Origin of the sequence: Micromonospora haikouensis (assembly GCF_900091595.1) — a bacterium.
Taxonomy (GTDB): Bacteria; Actinomycetota; Actinomycetes; order Mycobacteriales; family Micromonosporaceae; genus Micromonospora; species Micromonospora haikouensis.
The window spans coordinates 54,685-71,768 of the sequence record NZ_FMCW01000027.1; the positions used below are offsets into that span (position 1 = coordinate 54,685).

The following is a 17,084-nucleotide window of genomic DNA, read 5'->3' on the forward strand; positions in this document are numbered from 1 at the left end:
TCGGGCCGCGCTCAGGGGCGCAGGACCAGCGGCGCGCCGGTGACCACGTCGAGCACCGGGCGCTTACCCAGCGGTGCCTTGAGGGTGGCGGTGACCGGCTCCAGCTTGAGCAGGTCGACGCACACGCCGGTGCCGCGGACGACCCCGCCGCCGACCACCACCACGTCGTCGCGCTCCTGCACGAGCGGGGTGATCCCGGTGTCGCAGGCGCCCACGCCGACCCGCCAGGTCAGCTTCGCCCCGTCGACGGCCCGCAGGTCCTGCGCGCTGACCACCCCGTCGGGTGCCCGACCCGTCGGCGCGACCCCCTCGGGCGGGGCCGCGGGGTCGGCGACGGCGAGCCGGGCCACCTTCGTGGTCAACTCGTCGACGGTGAACAGCCACGCCGGCACCTGCGCCTCGCCCCGGCTCGTGCGCACCGGCGCGGTGCCGAGCGTCACGGCGGTGACGGTGAGCGGCACGCAGGCCGACGACGGCGCGCTGCTGGCCGGGTCGTTCGGGCCGACGCTGTGGCCGTACGGTCCCTCCCCGACGGTCGGGCCGTCGGGTCCCGGCTCCACGACCGGGCCGGAGCCGGGCTTCGCCGGCCGGCCGGGGCCCCTCGGCCGTCCCTCGCACGGCGGCGGGTCCCCCTGGTCGAGCTGACGGTACGCCTCGGCGGCGCTGAGCAGCTTCACGGTGAGCGTCCCGTCGGGGAAGCGGATCGCACCGTCGGCGGGCCGGGCGGTGGGCACCTCGATCTGCTCGCGGTACCAGCCGTTGCGGAACGCCTGCTCGGTGTCGGCGCTGAACCCGGGGTCGCCGAGCAGCACGGTGGGCTCCTGCAGCGGCAGGTAGCCGCCGGTCCAGGCGGCACCCGGCCGCCACGCCCCGGCGACCTCGTCGGCCCGCTGCCCGAATCCCGCGAAGCGCTGGTCGGCGCTGCCGGCGGGGCCGCCGCCGGTGGACGGCTCGGAACCGGCCGGCGCGCAGCCGGCCGCGACGACCAACAGGGGCAGCCCCAGCAGGGCGAGAACTCGACGCATACCGCTACGACGCGGCCGCGCGGGCTGCGGTTCCCCGTGATACGACGATGCGCCCCGGCCGGGTGGCCGGGGCGCATCGCCAGGTGGTGGAGGTGCCGGGAATCGAACCCGGGTCCTTCGCCGGTTTGTCAGGGCTTCTCCGAGCGCAGCTCGCTGTGCCTCTACTCGGCCCCACCGCTCACGCGAGCAAGTTGGTGTGACGGGCCCAGTCGCTGATTGATCTCGCCGCACGGACCCCGCGACCGGGTCCGGTTGGCCAGCCTTCTAGCTGATGCCGGCTACTGGGACGAAGGCGTTCCCAGGCCGACAGACTTAGCTACTCGCCTCAGGCGGCGAGAGCGAAGTCAGCGCGATTGTTCTTGGCGCTTATTGGTTTCCGACGACCGATTCTCGAGACGACGTCGGCTTCCTCGGCTCGCTTCCCCTGCCGCAACGTACGAAGTCGAAACCAGTCACCCCCTCGACGGGCCGCCGGTGTGGCGGCACCACCAAGACTAACGCCTGCCGCAACGGGATTCATCCCCGAGCCCCGCCCCGGCGCGCCGAGACGGACAAACGGGACGCATCAGTCGTCCATGCCCTTGCCGCGCCGGCCCGCAGCCCGGGCGATCTCGCGTTCCGCGTCCCGCTTGGCCAGGTCCTGGCGCTTGTCGTACGTCTTCTTGCCCTTCGCCAGGGCGATCTCCACCTTGGCCCAACCGTCGGAGAAGTAGACCTGCAACGGGACCATGGTGAGGCCGCCCTCGCGGGTCTTGCCGATCAGACGGTCGATCTCCAGCCGCTTGAGCAGCAGCTTCCGGGTGCGCCGGGGCTCGTGGTTGGTCCAGGTGCCCTGCGTGTACTCCGGGATGTGCATGCCGTGCAGGAACAGCTCGCCGTCGCGCTCCTGGGCGAACGCGTCGACCAGCGACGCCCGCCCCGCCCGCAGCGACTTCACCTCGGTGCCGGTCAGCGACATGCCCGCCTCGTACGTGTCGAGGATGGCGTAGTCGTGCCGCGCCTTCTTGTTGGAGGCGACGACCTTGCGCCCCTTCTCCCGTGGCATCGGTGCCCCTCCCCTCGTGCGATACCCGCCCCGGCCCGGACGGCGGGCCGGAAGCGGAGATCATGCTACCCGAACGACAAGGGCCCCCCGGCGCGGATTATTCCGCGCCGGGGGGCCCTTGGCTGTCGCCGGCAGACCCGGTGGGCGACTTAGACGCGCAGGTAGAACCGGAGGGTAGTCCAGCCGGTGACGGCGCTGACCAGCGCGCCGACGCCCGCCATGATCGGGAACATCAGGAAGATGTCGCTCCAGGTCACCGGGGAGAACAGGCCCTGCAGGGCGCTCAGGGAGCCGTCGAACAGGAAGAACTTCAAGGCGATCAACGCGCCCAGGCCGAGGAACGAGCCGATCAGACCGGCGACCACGGCCTCCAGGACGAACGGCGCCTGGATGAACCAGTTGGACGCGCCGACCAGCTTCATGACCGCCACCTCGCGCCGCTTGCTGTACGCGGCGACCTGGATGGTGTTGGCGACCAGCAGCAGGGCGGCGATGGCCATCGCGATCGCCCCGGCCAGGGCGATGTTCTGCCCGGCGGTGAAGAGGTCGAAGATCTTGTCCAGCAACCGGCTCTGGTCGACGATCTCGTCGACGCCCTCGGTGTCCTTGTACTGGTCGTAGATGCTCTTGTACTGCTCGGGGTTGACCAGCGTGAGCCGGAACGACTCCGGCAGCTGGTCCGGCTTCACGGCGGTCACCAGGTCCGGCGCGTCCTGGTACATCTCCTGGAAGCGCTTGTACGCCTCGTCCTTGTTGACGTAGAGGACCTCCTTCACCAGGGAGTCACTCTTGAGCTTCGTCTCCAGGTCGGTGCGCTGCTGGTCGGTGACGTCGCCCTTCAGGAAGATCGAGACCTGGATGTTCTTGTAGTACAGGTCCTTCATGTCGTCGACCTTGCTGTACACCAGGCCACTGACACCGAGCATGGTCAACGACACGGCCAACGTGATGATCATCGCGATGGTCATGGTGACGTTGCGCCACAGTCCGACCAGTACCTCGGACAGGACGTATTTCACGCGCATCGGGAATTCCTCCGGGTCTCCGGCGTGAGGTGTTCGTCGTCAGGCTGCACAGGGGTGGAGCGCCGGCTCACCCGTAGACGCCGCGGGCCTGGTCACGCACGATGCGGCCGCTCTCGATCTCGACGACCCGGCGGCGCATCTGGTTCACGATGTTCGAGTCGTGCGTGACCATCACGACCGTCGTACCGGTGCGGTTGATCCGGTCCAGCAGGCGCATGATCTCGATGGACGTGTCCGGGTCGAGGTTTCCGGTCGGCTCGTCCGCGAGCAGGATCAGCGGGCGGTTCACGAACGCCCGCGCCACGGCCACCCGCTGCTGCTCACCACCGGAGAGCTCGTGCGGGTAGCGGTGCTCCTTGCCACCGAGCCCGACCAGCTCCAGCACCTCGGGCACGACCCGGCGGGCGACCGCCTTGGTCTTGCCGATCACCTCAAGGGCGAACGCCACGTTCTCGTACGCGGTGCGGTTCGGCAGCAGCCGGAAGTCCTGGAAGACGCAGCCGATGGAACGCCGGAAGTGGGGGCGCTTCCACGACCGCATCGAGGTCACGTCCTTGCTGTTCACGATGACGCGCCCCTTGTTCGGGGTCACCTCGTGCAGCAGCAGCTTGATGATGGTGGACTTGCCGGAGCCGGATGGGCCGATGAAGAAGACGAACTCGCCCTTCTCGATCGAGACGGACACGTTGTCGAGCGAAGGCCGGGACGCCTTCGGGTACGTCTTCGTCACTTGCTCAAGCTGAATCACGGGTGGTGAGTCTACGCGGTGTAATCGATGAGCCAAGCCCCGCGCCCCCGTGATGCGGGGCGCGTCGTCAAAACGCCCGGTTAGCAGGAGATCGACGACGCGCTCCGCCCACGGGTGATCACGCAGCGTCGCCGGCGAGCTGACGCTGCTTGCGCCAGCGGATGCCGGCCTCGATGAAGCTGTCCAGCTCACCGTCGAAGACCGCGCTCGGATTGCCCGTCTCCTGCTCGGTTCTGAGATCCTTCACCATCTGATACGGGTGCAGCACGTACGACCGCATCTGGTCGCCCCACGAGCCGGCGGCGTCGGTCTTCAGGCCGTCCAGCTTGGCCTGCTCCTCCTGCCGCTTGCGCTCCAGCAGCCGGGCCTGGAGCACCCGCAGCGCGGACGCCTTGTTCTGCAGCTGGGACTTCTCGTTCTGGCAGGTGACCACGATGCCGGTCGGGATGTGGGTGAGCCGCACGGCCGAGTCGGTGGTGTTGACGCTCTGCCCGCCCGGGCCGGAGGAGCGGTAGACGTCGACCCGCACCTCGTTCTCGGGGATGTCGATGTGGTCGGTCTGCTCGGTGACCGGCAGGACCTCCACGCCGGCGAAGCTGGTCTGCCGGCGGCCCTGGTTGTCGAACGGGCTGATCCGCACGAGGCGGTGGGTGCCCGACTCCACGCTGAGGGTGCCGTAGGCGTACGGGACCTTGACCGCGAACGTCGCGGACTTCAGGCCCGCCTCCTCGGCGTACGAGGTCTCGTAGACCTCGGTCGGGTAGCCGTGCCGCTCCGCCCAGCGCAGGTACATCCGCAGCAGCATCTCCGCGAAGTCGGCCGCGTCCACGCCGCCCGCGCCGGCCCGGATCGCCACCAGCGCCTCCCGCGAGTCGTACTCGCCGGAGAGCAGGGTGCGGACCTCCATGTCCTGGATGCTCTTGGTGAGCGCCCCGATCTCGGTCTCCACCTCGGCGAGCACGCCGGGGTCGTCCTCGGCCTCGGCCAGCTCCAGCAGCACCCGGGCGTCGTCGAGCCGGGAGCGCAGGCTGCCCAGCTTGTTGATCTCGCCGTTGACGTAGGACAGCTGGGAGGTCACCTGCTGTGCCTTGGCCTGGTCGTCCCACAGGTCCGGCGCGGAGGCCTGCTCCTCGAGCCTGGCCTTGTCCTCGTGCAGCCGGTCGATGTTGAGCACGGCCTCGATGTTGCGCAGGGTGGCGTCGAGTTCCTTGAGCTGTTCGGCGTAATCGGCAGCGGTCACGACTGACAAGCGTACTGCGGTGGCCCCGGGTGGGCTTGCCAGCCCCGCGGTCACGAGCCAAAACTGTCCCCGGTGCGGGCGGGGAGCAGCCTGGAGACCGACCGCGTGGCCCGGTGGCGGGGTGGCGGGCCGCGCGGTCGACGCCGTCAGCCGACCGGGGCGGTCTTCAGCCAGGACAGGGCGGCCTTGTGGTAGGCGACGGCGAACTCCAGCGCGCTGGCGTCGAAGTTGTCGCCCTCCTTCTTGGCGTTCTTCACCTGTTCCCGCACCCGGGCGAGGGCCTCGGTGTGATATTCGTTGGCGGAGGCCTGCAGGTTGCGCAGCTGGTTGGCCGAGTGCAGGCCGCCGAAGGCGATCCGCAGGGCGATCGGGTTGCGGATGGTGTCCCGCCCCGGGTCCTCGGCCAGCCACCGGGAGAACATCCGCTTCCCGGCCGCGGTGATCGCGTACGGCTGGCTGGAGCGGGGGCCGGGCTTACCCAGCCGCACCAGACCACGCTCGGCCAGCACCGGTAGCTCCCGGTAGACCTGGCTGCGGGTCATCGACCAGTACGGGGCGAGCTTGCGCTCGGCGGCGGCCATCAGCTGACCGCCTGTCATGGGACCCTCGTGGAGCAGCCCGAGGAGGGCCGCCGCCGTGGGGTTCACTCCGGAATCCGCCATGCCCATTACGCTGCCACTTTGCCGACCCGGCGTCCAGGATTTGCCACTTTCGCCACCCGGACGGCTTCCAATGTGCACTGTCGGCCGGCGACAGTCCGTTAAGGGACGGTGACCCGGCACGCGCCCGCCCCCGCCGCGGGCGCCCCGCTGGCGCGCGCCGGGGCGTTAGGAGGGGCCCCCTGTACAACAGAAAGCGTTAACAGGGGGCCCCTCCTTGCGCTCAGCCCATGTGGGGGTAGGTGTGGTCCGTCGGGGGGACGAAGGTTTCCTTGATCGTCCGGGGGGACATCCAGCGCACCAGGTTGTGCCAGGAGCCGGCCTTGTCGTTGGTGCCGCTGGCGCGGGCGCCGCCGAAGGGCTGCTGCCCGACCACCGCGCCGGTCGGCTTGTCGTTGATGTAGAAGTTGCCGGCCGCGTACCGCATCTTCTCGGCCACCGCGTCGACCACCCGGCGGTCGGTGGCGAAGATCGACCCGGTCAGCGCGTACGGGGCGATCGACTCGGCCTGCGCCACCACGTCGTCGAAGCGGGCGTCGTCGAAGACGTGCACGCCGAGGATCGGCCCGAAGTATTCGGTGGTGAACGTCTCGTGCGCGGCGTCGGAGCACTCGAACAGGGTCGGCCGGACGAACCACCCGACCGAGTCGTCGGCGGTGCCGCCGGCCAGCACGGTGCAGGAGGGGTCGCCGGAGATCAGCTCCAGCGCGGCGGTGTGCCGGTCGAACGCCCGCGCGTCGATCACCGCCCCGCCGAAGTTGGTGAAGTCGGTGACGTCGCCGTAGGTCAGCGAGTCGGCGGTGGCGGCCAGCCGGTCCCGCAGCCCGCCCTCCCACAGCGACCGGGGCACGTACGCCCGCGACGCGGCCGAGCACTTCTGGCCCTGGTATTCGTACGCGCCCCGGATCAGCGCGGTGTGCAGCGCGTCGACGTCGGCGCTGGCGTGCGCGACCACGAAGTCCTTGCCGCCGGTCTCGCCGACGAGGCGGGGGTAGCCCCGGTAGCGGTGGATGTTCTCGCCGACGGTGCGCCACAGGTGCTGGAAGACCTTCGTGGAGCCGGTGAAGTGGATGCCGGCCAGGTCCGGGTCGGCGAGCACCACGTCGGAGACCTCCTCGCCCCGCCCGGTGACCATGTTGATCACGCCGGGCGGCAGGCCGGCCGCCTCGAACAGCCGCATGGTGAAGTGCGCGGCGAACTGCTGGGTCGGGCCCGGCTTCCAGACCACCGTGTTGCCGAGCAGGGCCGGCGCGGAGGGCAGGTTGCCGGCGATGGCGGTGAAGTTGAACGGGGTGACCGCGTAGACGAAGCCCTCCAGGGGGCGGTGGTCGAACCGGTTCCACACCCCCGGCGAGGACATCGGCTGCTCCTCCAGCAGGCCCCGGGCGAAGAACACGTTGAACCGGAGGAAGTCGATCAGCTCGCACGCCGAGTCGATCTCGGCCTGGACGGCGGTCTTCGACTGGCCGAGCATCGTGGCGGCGTTGAGGGTGTCCCGCCAGGGGCCGGCGAGCAGCTCGGCGGCCCGCAGGAAGATCGCCGCGCGCTCGGCGAACGGCAGCGCCCGCCACATCGGGGCGGCGGCCTTCGCGGCGGCGACGGCGGCGCGGGCGTCGTCGTGGGTGGCGTGGCCGGTGACGCCGAGCACGTGCGCGTGCCGGTGCGGCTGGACGACGTCGATCGGGTCGCCGCCGGCCATTCGCTGCTCGCCGGCGATGGTCATCGGCAGGTCGATCCGCTCGGCGGCCAGCTCGGCCAGCCTCCGCTGGAGCCGTTCCCGGTCGACGCCGCCCGGCTCGTAGGTGCGGACCGGCTCGTTGTGCGGCTCGGGTACGGAGAACACGGCGTCCATCAGCGCTCCTGGCGATCTCGACAGCGGTGGCGAAACCGGACCCGCGGGCGGCCGGCCGGGTGACCGGACGCCGGGGCACCGCGCGGTGTACCGGTCGCGGCGGCGGGACCTGCGCCGATTCTTCCACGGGCCGGCTCCTGTCCCGCTCCGGCGGCCGGGCCGGCCTGCGCCGTCCGGCCTCTGCGCCGCATGATCGACTCCATGCCGGCGACATGGGGGCATCCCCGCCGCAGGACACCCCCATGTCGCCGACCTGGCGAGCCCGCCCGGCGGCGGGCCCGGCGGCGGGCCCGGCGCGTACCCTGGATGGCCGGTGACCAGCCCGCCGCGTCCCGGCAGCGCCGGCGCGGGCCCGGGCGCCCGTCGAAGGGGAGACGATGAGCAACCAGCCCGGCAGCTCCACGGCCGAGGAGCCGGACCAGCCGGTGGAGACCGACCCGGCCGCCGAGCGGGAGCCGGCGGCCGAGTCTCTCCAGGCCACCGGGGGCACGATCGCCCGCGCCCCGGGAGCGGCCGTGCTCGCGCTGCTGGCGGTCGGCTGGCTGGCGGCGATGCTCTGGTCGACCCGGGCGGCGATCACCTCCGCCCAGGCGGGCGTCACCGCGATCAGCCTCTCCGCGTTCGCGCTGCCCGGGGTGATCTCGGCCGCGCTGGTGGCCGGCGCGGCGGTCGCCCTGGCGGTGACGAACCTGCTGGCCCGGCGCGGCGTGGACCGGGCCACCCTGCGGTTCGTCGTCGCCACGGGCGTCGGCCTGCTCGTCGGGCTCGCCGCCGCCGTGGTGATCAACCTGACCTACTTCGACAACGCGACCACCAACGTCATCGCGGGCACCGCCGCGGCGGCGGCGACCATCGGCGGCGCGGTGGCCGGTGCCGGCAACGCCCGGGTGGCCGGGGCGGTGGTCGCCGCCGCGCTCGGGGCGCTGGTGTTCGTGGTGGCGTTCAGCCGGGCCCGGGATCCCCTGTTCGACCTGTTCGGGGCGGGCGACACCCAGGAGTCCCTGGTCACCGCCGCGAAGTGGGTGTCGCGGACGGAGTCGCTGCTCGCCGGCCTGCTGGCGGGGCTGCTCGCCTTCGCGTACCTGACCTGGGCCCGGCGCCGCGCCCGGCGGAGTGACCCGGCGGCGGGCGACGTCCGCTGGCCCGGCTACCTGCTGGCCGGGGCCGGTCCCGGCCTGCTCCTGCTGCTCGCCGAGGTCGTCATCCGGATCGGCGGGCGGTCCCTGCTCGACCTGGCCGGCGCGCTGAGCGAGGCGGACTCCGTCGCGCAGACCTCGCTGGGCACCTCCCGGATCGACAACGGCATCTGGGTGCTCTTCGTCGGCGCGCTCACCGCGCTGATCGCCTTCGGCCGCACCCTCGGCCCGACGCCCGACGACGAGGCCGCCGGGGAGGACGACGAGGCGGAGGCCGTGGAGGCGAGCGCCGACCGCTGAGGGGTGCGCCGGGCGGCAGCGGACCGGCGGGGCGGCCGGGCGCGACGCGGGTCAGGAGGCGGCGCGGAGGAGCTGCTCCAGCTCGGTGACGTCGTACCACTCCAGCTCGTGGTCCTCCGCGCCGTCGACGGTGAACTGGGCGTCCGGGTCGCCGGCCAGGGCCTCGGCGGCCACGGCGGCGGCGGCCGACACGTCGGCGACCGCGTCGTCGCCGTCCACGTGCAGGGCGGCGACGGCCGACACCGGCACCGGGCGCACCAGCCGCACGGCGCTGGAGCCGAGCACGTCGTCGGTGCGGCGCAGCGCGGCGGCCGGCACGTCGACCGAGATCACCACCCGGCGGCGGGGCGCGGCCGGGTCGTCGCGCAGCAGGAGCAGGGCGTCCTGGGCGGCGCGGGTGAAGGCGACGTACTCCAGCTCCTCCTCGTCGCCCTCGGCGTACCACTCGCGCAGGGCGGGGGTGACGGCGTGGGCGTCCGTCTCGGGCAGCCCCTGCTCGGGCAGGCGGGCGAGCATGGGCACGATCGCCGGCACGTACACCCGGACAAGCTCGTCGTTCACCGGTGGTCTCCCTCCGCCTCCGGGCCGACGTGCGTGGGCCCGGGCGCCGATCATGCCGTACGCCGTGACCGTCATACACCGCGCACCCGGCCGGCGGGAAGCTGCCGCGCGGACCGTCCCGGTGGCGCGTCGGCCGGCACGGGGCGGCGTTGTCGGCAGTGGGTGGCAAACTGAAGCAAACGATCCCAACCCCGGGAGATTCCGTGGAGCCGAGGTTCCTGCTGCTCTCCGACGTGGCCGCCGAGCTCAACGTGTCGGACTCGCAGGTCTACCACATGGTGCGCAGCGGCGAGCTGCCCGCGATCAAGATCGGCGGCCGGGGGCAGTGGCGCGTCGAGCGGGCCCGGCTGGAGGAGTACATCCAGCGCAAGTACGCCGAGACCGCCGAGTGGGTCCGGGGCAACCCGCTGACCGACCGCGACCCGGAGTAGCCTCCCCGCACCCCACGCCATTGACCGGGGCCGCTGCGTGGCCGAGAATCGAGGCTGTCGAAGGCAAACGAAGGCAAACGCAAACATCGGGGGTTGCGATGATCGAGTCCCGCCGGCCCGGTCCCGTCCGTCCCCCGGTGCGGGTGCGCCCCGCGCCGCCGCTCGACCCGCCCTTCCTGGAGGAGCCGGCCGAGGGCTTCCCCCGCCCGGTCGCCGCTCAGCTGGCCCTCGACCTGTTCGAGGCGCACCGGCTCGCCCCGCGCCGGCCCACCGGCCGGCCGCACGACCCGCGCCCCACCCCCGGCGGCCCCGGCCGGGCCACCCCGGCCGCCCCGCCGCCGTCCGCGCTGGTGACCGCCACCCCGGAGGCCACCCGGGCCGCCCAGCGATTCGTCGCCACCTGCCTGGAGATCGTCAACGGCTACCGGCCACCCGGGCAGATCCGCCCGCTGACCGAGCCTGGCCGGGCGGCCGACGTGGCGCAGGAGCTGGCCACGGCCGCCGCACACACCGGCCCGGTGCGCCGCCGCTCGACCCGCCCCACCGTGCGGCTGCGCCGGCTGCGGGTCTGCGAACCCCGCCCGGCCGCCGTGGAGGCCGCCGCCGTCCTGACCGCCGCCACCGGCCGCACCTGGGCGATGGCGCTGCGCCTGGAGCACCGCCGGGGGCGCTGGCTGTGCACCGCCCTCCAGGTCCTCTGAAGTCAGCGCCGGTGCTCCCACTCCCCGCCGGGGTGAAGCCCCATGATCGTCTGCGGTTTCCTGGCGAACCCGGGTCCGGCGTGTCGTCTCACACACCAGCAGGCGATCACGCTGGGCGGCGGAGCCCGCCGACGCGGACGCGGACGGGCCCCGGCGTTCTCGCCGGGGCCCGTCGGTGTCGCGGTGGGTCAGTTGCCGCCGTTGGCCGCGCCGTGGCAGCGCTTGTACTTACGGCCGGAGCCGCACGGGCAGGGCGCGTTGCGGGACGTGTTGCCGGACGAGTCCGCCTGCCCCGGGGTCGTGCGGCGGGTCGAGCTGGCCGCCGTCGCCTGCCCGCTGCCGCCGAACGCGGCCGGAGCGCGCTGGGGCTCCGGGGCCGGCGGCGGGACCGGCCGGGCCGGGCGCTCCGCGCGGGGCTTACGCACCGGCGGGGCCTGCTCCTCCGGCCGCTCCACGGCGACCGCGCCGGCGCCCGCCTCGCCGTCGATGGTCGGCGCGGAGTATTGCAGACCCTGCTGCTGGGGAGCGCGGCCCAGGCCCTTGGCCTTGATCTCCACCGGCTTCTCCAGCAGCTGCACCTCCTCGGCCTCGGGCTCGGCCTCCTGGACCTGCACCTCCAGGTTGTAGAGGAAGCCGACCGTCTCCTCCTTGATGCCGTCCATCATGGTGGCGAACATGTCGAAGCCCTCGCGCTGGTATTCCACCACCGGGTCGCGCTGGGCGTACGCCCGCAGGCTGATGCCCTCCTGGAGGTAGTCCATCTCGTAGAGGTGCTCGCGCCACTTGCGGTCGATGACCTGGAGCAGCACCATCCGCTCCAGCTCACGGGTGCCGTCGGTGCCGAGCTGCTCCTCGCGCCGGTCGTACGCGGCGTGCGCGTCGTCCTTGAGGCGGGCGAGCAGGAAGTCCTGGTCCATGCCGGCCCGGGAGCCGAGCTCCTCCTCCAGCTCGTCCAGGGTCACGCCCACCGGGTAGAGCTGCTTGAGGCTCGCCCAGAGCTGCTCCAGGTCCCAGTCCTCGGCGTACCCGTCGCTGGTGGCCCCGACGACGTACGCGCCGACGACGTCGTCGATCATGTTGCGCACCTGGTCGGAGAGGTCCTCGCCGTTGAGCACCCGCAGGCGCTCGGCGTAGATGACCTGGCGCTGCTTGTTGAGCACCTCGTCGTACTTGAGGACGTTCTTACGGATCTCGGCGTTCTGGCCCTCGATCTGGGCCTGGGCGCTCTTGATCTGGCGGGTGACCATCTTCGACTCGATGGGCACGTCCTCCGGGATGTTGAAGCGGTCCATCACCGCCTCGACCGCGCCGGCCCGGAACCGCTTCATCAGCTCGTCCTGCAGGGACAGGTAGAAGCGGGACTCGCCCGGGTCACCCTGCCGGCCGGCCCGGCCACGCAGCTGGTTGTCGATGCGCCGGGACTCGTGCCGCTCCGTGCCCAGCACGTAGAGCCCGCCGGCGGCGGCGACCTCCTCCGCCTCGGCGTCGCAGGCCTGCTTCCACTTGGGCAGGACCTCCTCCATCGCCTTGGCGTACTCCTCCTCGTTCTCCGCCGGGTCGAGGCCGCGCTGGCGCAGCTCGTTGGCGGCGAGGAACTCGGCGTTGCCGCCGAGCAGGATGTCGGTGCCCCGGCCGGCCATGTTGGTGGCCACCGTGACCGCGCCCTTGCGCCCGGCCTGGGCGACGATCTCGGCCTCGCGGGCGTGGAACTTGGCGTTCAGCACGGCGTGCGGGATGCCCCGGCGGCGCAGCAGCTGCGAGATGATCTCCGAGTTTTCCACCGAGACGGTGCCCACCAGCACCGGCTGGCCGGCCTGGTGACGCTCGGCGATGTCCTCGACGACGGCGTTGAACTTGGCCTTCTCGGTCTTGTAGATGACGTCGGCCCGGTCCTCCCGGACCATCGGCCGGTGGGTCGGGATGCTCACCACGCCGACCTTGTAGACCTTGTTGAACTCGCCCGCCTCGGTCTGGGCCGTGCCGGTCATGCCGGAGAGCTTCTCGTAGAGGCGGAAGTAGTTCTGGAGGGTGATCGTGGCCAGGGTCTGGTTCTCCTGCTTGATCTCCACCCCCTCCTTGGCCTCGATCGCCTGGTGCATGCCCTCGTTGTAGCGGCGGCCGTGCAGGATGCGGCCGGTGAACTCGTCGACGATCAGGACCTCGCCGTCGCTGACGATGTAGTCCTTGTCGCGCTTGTAGAGCTCCTTGGCCTTGATCGCGTTGTTGAGGTAGCCCACGAGGGGGGTGTTCACCGACTCGTAGAGGTTGTCGATGCCGAGGCGGTCCTCCACCTTGGCCACGCCGCGCTCGGTCACCGCGATGGTGCGTTTGGCGTAGTCGACCTCGTAGTCGCCCTCGCCGTCCTTGCCGGGCTGGAGGCGGGCCACCACGCCGGCGAACTCGCCGTACCAGCGGGCGGAGTGCTCGGCCGGGCCGGAGATGATCAACGGCGTGCGGGCCTCGTCGATCAGGATCGAGTCGACCTCGTCGACCACGGCGAAGTTGTGGCCGCGCTGCACCAGCTCGTCCTTCGACCAGGCCATGTTGTCGCGCAGGTAGTCGAAGCCGAACTCGTTGTTGGTGCCGTAGGTGATGTCGCACTCGTACGCGGCGCGGTGTTCGCTCGCCGGCCGGTTGGGCAGCACCACGCCGACGGTCAGGCCCAGGAACTCGTGCACCCGGCCCATCCAGGCGGCGTCGCGCTGGGCCAGGTAGTCGTTGACCGTGACCACGTGCACGCCCTTGCCGGACAGCGCGTTGAGGTAGACCGCCATGACCGAGGTCAGGGTCTTGCCCTCGCCGGTCTTCATCTCGGCGATGTTGCCGAAGTGCAGCGCCGCGCCGCCCATCACCTGCACGTCGTACGGCCGCTGGCCGAGCACCCGGGCCGCCGCCTCGCGCACCGTGGCGAACGCCTCCGGCAGCAGGTCGTCGAGGGTCTCACCGTCGGCGAGCCGCTCCCGGTACTGGTCCGTGAGACCCCGCAGCTCGTCGTCGGTGAGGTTGACGTAGTCGTCCTCGATCGAGTTGACGGCGGCGGCGATGGCCTTCAGCCGGCGCACCATGCGGCCCTCGCCCGCGCGTAGGACCTTTTCCAGAATCGACACGGATCAACGCTCCCCTAGACAGTCTCGACCCATCGTAGGCGCTTCGTCGGCCCGATGGTCACTGGTGGCGGCGGTCTGATCGGCGAGAAACCGACATAACACTCCGACCGCCGGCCGGGCGGCGGGATATCCGGTTACGCCCAGCGCGAAAGATCCGGCACGATGGCTCGGGTGGAACCCGTGGAGCTCACCGAGGACGGCCTGCTGCTGCGACCCTGGCGGGCGGCCGATGCGGACGCCGTGCACCGGGCCTGCCAGGATCCGGACATCCAGCGCTGGACCACCGTACCGCGCCCGTACCTGCCGGACCACGCCCGCGCCTTCGTCGGCGAGATCAGCGCCGGGGACTGGCGGGCCGGGACCCGCGCGCCGTTCGCCGTCTGCGACGCCGCCACCGGCGAGCTGCTCGCCTCCTGCGGGCTGGTCTCGGTGGACCGGACGACGGACACCGGCGAGGTCGGCTACTGGGTCGCGCCGTGGGCCCGGGGCCGGGGCGTCGCCACCCGGGCCACCCGGGCCCTCGCCCGCTGGGCGTTCGACGCGCTCGGGCTGCGCCGGCTGATCTGGCAGGCCGAGATCGGCAACCACGCCTCCCGGCTGGCCGCGCTGCGCGCCGGCTTCCGGATCGAGGGCGAACTGCGGCTGGCCGACCCGTCGCCGGGCGGGCGGCGGGAGGGCTGGATCGGCTCCCTGTTCCCCGAAGAGCTGCCCGCGCCGGGCGCGCCCGGGCCGGCCGGGCCGGACACCCTCGACGCCCGCCGGGCCGGCGTCTTCGGCCGGGGGCAGCCCACCCTGTTCGCCACCGTCGCCGGGCGGGAGCTGCGGCTGCGGCCGATCGAGGAGGGCGACCTCGACGCGATCACCGAGACCTGCCGGGACCCGCACACGGTCGAGTGGACCACGGTGCCGGCCCCGTACGAGCGGGCGGACGCCGAGGGGTTCAGGCGCGACGTCGCCGACGCGGCCTGGGCGCGCGGCACCGGCGCGTACTTCACCGTCGCCGACGACGAAGACCGGTACGTCGCCTCGGTCGACCTGCGGCTCGCCGCCGCCGACCCGGTGCAGGGCATGGTCGGCTTCATGACCGCGCCGCACGCCCGGGGCCGGGGGTACATGCCGGCCGCCACCGCCGCCCTGGCCGCCTGGGGCTTCACCACCCTCGGCCTGGCCCGCGTCGAGTGGCGCGCGCTCGTCGGCAACACCGCCTCCCGCCGGGTCGCCGAGAAGGCGGGGTTCACCATGGAGGGCACCGCCCGGGGCTTCCTGCCCACCCGCGCCGGCACCCGGGCCGACGCCTGGGTCGCGTCGCTGCTGCCCGGGGACCTGGCCGCGCCCACGCCGCCCGGGGGCGGGCGGTGAGCGCGCCCCGGCTGCCCGGCACCGTGGAGGGCGACGGGGTGCGACTGCGGCCGTACCGCGTCGGGGACGTGCCGGACGTCGCGGCGGCCTGCGCCGACCCGCTCACCCAGCGGTTCATCTCCGGCATGCCCAGCCCGTACACGGAGGCCGACGCCCGGTGGTGGGTGACCGAGGGCGCCCCGGCGGCCCGGGCCGCCGGCGGGGCCTCGTACGCGATCGGGGACCCGGCCACCGACCGGCTGCTCGGCGGCGCGGGCCTGGGCAACCTGGTGCCGGTGCGGGGTCAGGCGGAGCTGGGCTACTGGGTCGCGCCGTGGGCGCGGGGTCGCGGCGTGGCCACGGCCGCGACCCGGGCGCTCGCGGCGGCGGCCTTCGCGCACGGCACGGCCCGCCTGGAGCTGCTCACCCACCCGGAGAACACGGCCAGCCAGCGGGTCGCGCTCGCCGCCGGGTTCCGGCACGAGGGGGTACGCCGGGCGGCGAACCTGGCGCGCGGCGGCGGCCGGCAGGACCTGGTCTGCTGGGTACGCCTGGTCGACGACCCGCCCGGCCCGGTGCCCCGCCTCCTGCCGGACCTGCCCGGCGGCCGGCTCACCGACGGGGTGGTGACCGTGCGCCCGGTCGGGCCCGACGACGCGGAGGCGCTGTTCGCGCTGCACAGCCTGCCCGAGGTCGTCGCGAACCGGGTGCCCCCGCGCGCCCCGACGCCCGCCGACGTCGAGCGGCGCTGCCGGCTGGCCGGCACCCGCTGGCTGGCCGGGGAGGCGGCCGACCTGGCCATCGTGGACGCGCACACCGGCGAGCTGGCCGGCGGGTGCATGCTCTACCACGACGAGCAGGCGACCGGGCAGGCGATGGTCGGCTTCAGCCTGCTGCCCGCCGGGCGGGGGCGGGGGCTGGCCACCCGGGCGGTGCGCCTGGTCACGGGGTGGGCGTTCGACGGGGTGGGGCTGGCCCGGGTCTGGGCGGGCACCCGGCCGGAGAACGCGGCCTCGCAGCGGGTCCTGGAGCGGGCCGGCTTCACCCGGGAGGGCCTCCTGCGCGGCCGGCTGCCCGGCCCCGACGGCACCCGCGTCGACTCGGTCCAGTACGCCCGGCTCGCCACTGACGAGCCCCGCTGAACGGATCCGCCCCGCTGGCCCGTGGACGGGTCAGCGGGGCGGCCGTCGGATCAGGTGGTCAGGTGTCGAGGGAGATGATGCCGTAGTCGTAGGCGTGTCGCCGGTAGACGACGCTGGGGCGGCCGGACTCCTTGTCGTGGAACAGGTAGAAGTCGTGCCCGACCAGTTCCATCTGGAACAACGCGTCGTCGACCGTCATCGGCTCGGCGGGGTGGACCTTCGCCCGGGCGATGTGCCACGGCTGGTCGTCGGGTTCCTCCTCGAACCGCTCGGCGACGGCCGTGGCCGTGCCGGCGCCGTCGAGGGCCGCGACGGGTGCCCCGAGGCCGGCGACCGGCAGGTCGGCCGTGGCCGCCGCCACGGAGATCGGCGCGTGCCGCCCCCGGTGGACCCGGCGGCGGTCCGCCGCGCGGCGCAGCCGGTTGTCCAGCTTGGCGATCGCGGCGTCGAGCGCGCTGTAGAAATCGTCGGTGCAGGCCTCGGCCCGAATCACCGGACCACGGGAAACGCACGTTATCTCGACCCGCTGGCAATGGTCGGACTGGCGCGGATTGCGCTCGTGGAACAACTCGACATCGACGCGAATAAGCTTGTGATCGTAACGTTCGATCTTTGCGAGCTTCTCGGCTACGTGCACCCGGTAATGATCCGGGACCTCGACGTTGCGGCCCTTGACCACGATGTCCACGTGACCTCCCTTGTTCGGACGGTCTTCGATCCGGAAATCCCGGCCGGCTCGCCTTCTGGGAGACCCCACGCTCGGCGTCGACCGGG

15 protein-coding genes and 1 other RNA gene are annotated in these 17,084 nt (G+C 72.7%); 5 read left to right on the forward strand and 11 right to left on the reverse strand.

Translation table 11 applies throughout. The annotated features are described in order from the left end of the window. Positions 1 to 11 precede the first annotated feature (11 nt). From GA0070558_RS24610 to pruA, 8 genes are all read right to left on the reverse strand, one after another. Entirely contained in the window at positions 12 to 1,025 is a 1,014-nt protein-coding gene (locus GA0070558_RS24610) for a hypothetical protein (protein ID WP_091284022.1), read from the reverse strand. A gap of 84 nt (positions 1,026 to 1,109) precedes the next feature. Continuing rightward, positions 1,110 to 1,485, reverse strand: a transfer-messenger RNA (tmRNA) gene (gene ssrA / locus GA0070558_RS24615). A 105-nt stretch (positions 1,486 to 1,590) separates the two neighbouring features. After that, the gene (smpB, locus tag GA0070558_RS24620; protein WP_074478481.1) at positions 1,591 to 2,070 is read right to left on the reverse strand and encodes an SsrA-binding protein SmpB; all 480 of its coding nucleotides are present in this window, start codon (positions 2,068 to 2,070) and stop codon (positions 1,591 to 1,593) included. A gap of 149 nt (positions 2,071 to 2,219) precedes the next feature. After that, positions 2,220 to 3,095 carry a permease-like cell division protein FtsX gene (gene ftsX, locus GA0070558_RS24625; RefSeq protein ID WP_091284023.1) on the reverse strand — a complete coding sequence of 292 codons (876 nt, stop codon included), beginning with the start codon at positions 3,093 to 3,095 and terminating at the stop codon, positions 2,220 to 2,222. Positions 3,096 to 3,162: 67 nt separating this feature from the next. After that, the gene (gene ftsE / locus GA0070558_RS24630) at positions 3,163 to 3,843 is read right to left on the reverse strand and encodes a cell division ATP-binding protein FtsE (RefSeq protein WP_043962078.1); all 681 of its coding nucleotides are present in this window, start codon (positions 3,841 to 3,843) and stop codon (positions 3,163 to 3,165) included. A gap of 118 nt (positions 3,844 to 3,961) precedes the next feature. Beyond that, positions 3,962 to 5,083: a peptide chain release factor 2 gene (gene prfB / locus GA0070558_RS24635; protein ID WP_077936388.1), complete on the reverse strand. Its 1,122-nt coding sequence runs from the start codon at positions 5,081 to 5,083 to the stop codon at positions 3,962 to 3,964. Between the two features lie 146 nt (positions 5,084 to 5,229). After that, positions 5,230 to 5,745: a PadR family transcriptional regulator gene (locus GA0070558_RS24640; protein WP_091284107.1), complete on the reverse strand. Its 516-nt coding sequence runs from the start codon at positions 5,743 to 5,745 to the stop codon at positions 5,230 to 5,232. A 220-nt stretch (positions 5,746 to 5,965) separates the two neighbouring features. Continuing rightward, positions 5,966 to 7,594: an L-glutamate gamma-semialdehyde dehydrogenase gene (gene pruA, locus GA0070558_RS24645; protein ID WP_091284024.1), complete on the reverse strand. Its 1,629-nt coding sequence runs from the start codon at positions 7,592 to 7,594 to the stop codon at positions 5,966 to 5,968. Positions 7,595 to 7,971: 377 nt separating this feature from the next. Between pruA and GA0070558_RS24650 the strand changes: the two genes are divergently transcribed. Then, complete coding sequence (locus GA0070558_RS24650; protein ID WP_091284026.1) at positions 7,972 to 9,030, forward strand: hypothetical protein; 1,059 nt, start codon at positions 7,972 to 7,974, stop codon at positions 9,028 to 9,030. A 51-nt stretch (positions 9,031 to 9,081) separates the two neighbouring features. Here GA0070558_RS24650 and GA0070558_RS24655 read toward each other — a convergent pair whose 3' ends face one another. Next, the gene (locus tag GA0070558_RS24655) at positions 9,082 to 9,591 is read right to left on the reverse strand and encodes a DUF6912 family protein (protein ID WP_077936385.1); all 510 of its coding nucleotides are present in this window, start codon (positions 9,589 to 9,591) and stop codon (positions 9,082 to 9,084) included. A 203-nt stretch (positions 9,592 to 9,794) separates the two neighbouring features. Between GA0070558_RS24655 and GA0070558_RS24660 the strand changes: the two genes are divergently transcribed. Then, entirely contained in the window at positions 9,795 to 10,022 is a 228-nt protein-coding gene (locus tag GA0070558_RS24660; protein WP_007074927.1) for a helix-turn-helix domain-containing protein, read from the forward strand. A gap of 98 nt (positions 10,023 to 10,120) precedes the next feature. Beyond that, entirely contained in the window at positions 10,121 to 10,723 is a 603-nt protein-coding gene (locus tag GA0070558_RS24665) for an Rv3235 family protein (RefSeq protein ID WP_091284028.1), read from the forward strand. 188 nt (positions 10,724 to 10,911) lie between these two features. Here GA0070558_RS24665 and secA read toward each other — a convergent pair whose 3' ends face one another. Continuing rightward, the gene (gene secA / locus GA0070558_RS24670; RefSeq protein WP_077936384.1) at positions 10,912 to 13,830 is read right to left on the reverse strand and encodes a preprotein translocase subunit SecA; all 2,919 of its coding nucleotides are present in this window, start codon (positions 13,828 to 13,830) and stop codon (positions 10,912 to 10,914) included. A 162-nt stretch (positions 13,831 to 13,992) separates the two neighbouring features. Between secA and GA0070558_RS24675 the strand changes: the two genes are divergently transcribed. Together GA0070558_RS24675 and GA0070558_RS24680 are read left to right on the forward strand one after the other, a co-directional pair. Next, complete coding sequence (locus GA0070558_RS24675) at positions 13,993 to 15,189, forward strand: GNAT family N-acetyltransferase (protein ID WP_176734366.1); 1,197 nt, start codon at positions 13,993 to 13,995, stop codon at positions 15,187 to 15,189. Next, the gene (locus tag GA0070558_RS24680) at positions 15,186 to 16,310 is read left to right on the forward strand and encodes a GNAT family N-acetyltransferase (protein ID WP_091284031.1); all 1,125 of its coding nucleotides are present in this window, start codon (positions 15,186 to 15,188) and stop codon (positions 16,308 to 16,310) included. The genes GA0070558_RS24675 and GA0070558_RS24680 overlap by 4 nt, the downstream gene beginning before the upstream one ends. A 58-nt stretch (positions 16,311 to 16,368) precedes the next feature. On the opposite strand, the gene hpf is transcribed toward GA0070558_RS24680, so the two are convergent. Next, complete coding sequence (gene hpf, locus GA0070558_RS24685; protein WP_043962069.1) at positions 16,369 to 16,998, reverse strand: ribosome hibernation-promoting factor, HPF/YfiA family; 630 nt, start codon at positions 16,996 to 16,998, stop codon at positions 16,369 to 16,371. Between the last annotated feature and the right edge of the window lie 86 nt (positions 16,999 to 17,084).

Coding starts and splice junctions, on each gene's coding strand:
- GA0070558_RS24675 (WP_176734366.1), top strand. CDS start 13,993: ATGGCTCGGGTGGAACCCGTGGAGCTCACCGAGGACGGCCTGCTGCTG.
- GA0070558_RS24650 (WP_091284026.1), top strand. CDS start 7,972: ATGAGCAACCAGCCCGGCAGCTCCACGGCCGAGGAGCCGGACCAGCCG.
- smpB (WP_074478481.1), bottom strand. CDS start 2,070: ATGCCACGGGAGAAGGGGCGCAAGGTCGTCGCCTCCAACAAGAAGGCG.
- GA0070558_RS24665 (WP_091284028.1), top strand. CDS start 10,121: ATGATCGAGTCCCGCCGGCCCGGTCCCGTCCGTCCCCCGGTGCGGGTG.
- GA0070558_RS24610 (WP_091284022.1), bottom strand. CDS start 1,025: ATGCGTCGAGTTCTCGCCCTGCTGGGGCTGCCCCTGTTGGTCGTCGCG.
- GA0070558_RS24640 (WP_091284107.1), bottom strand. CDS start 5,745: ATGGCGGATTCCGGAGTGAACCCCACGGCGGCGGCCCTCCTCGGGCTG.
- ftsX (WP_091284023.1), bottom strand. CDS start 3,095: ATGCGCGTGAAATACGTCCTGTCCGAGGTACTGGTCGGACTGTGGCGC.
- pruA (WP_091284024.1), bottom strand. CDS start 7,594: ATGGACGCCGTGTTCTCCGTACCCGAGCCGCACAACGAGCCGGTCCGC.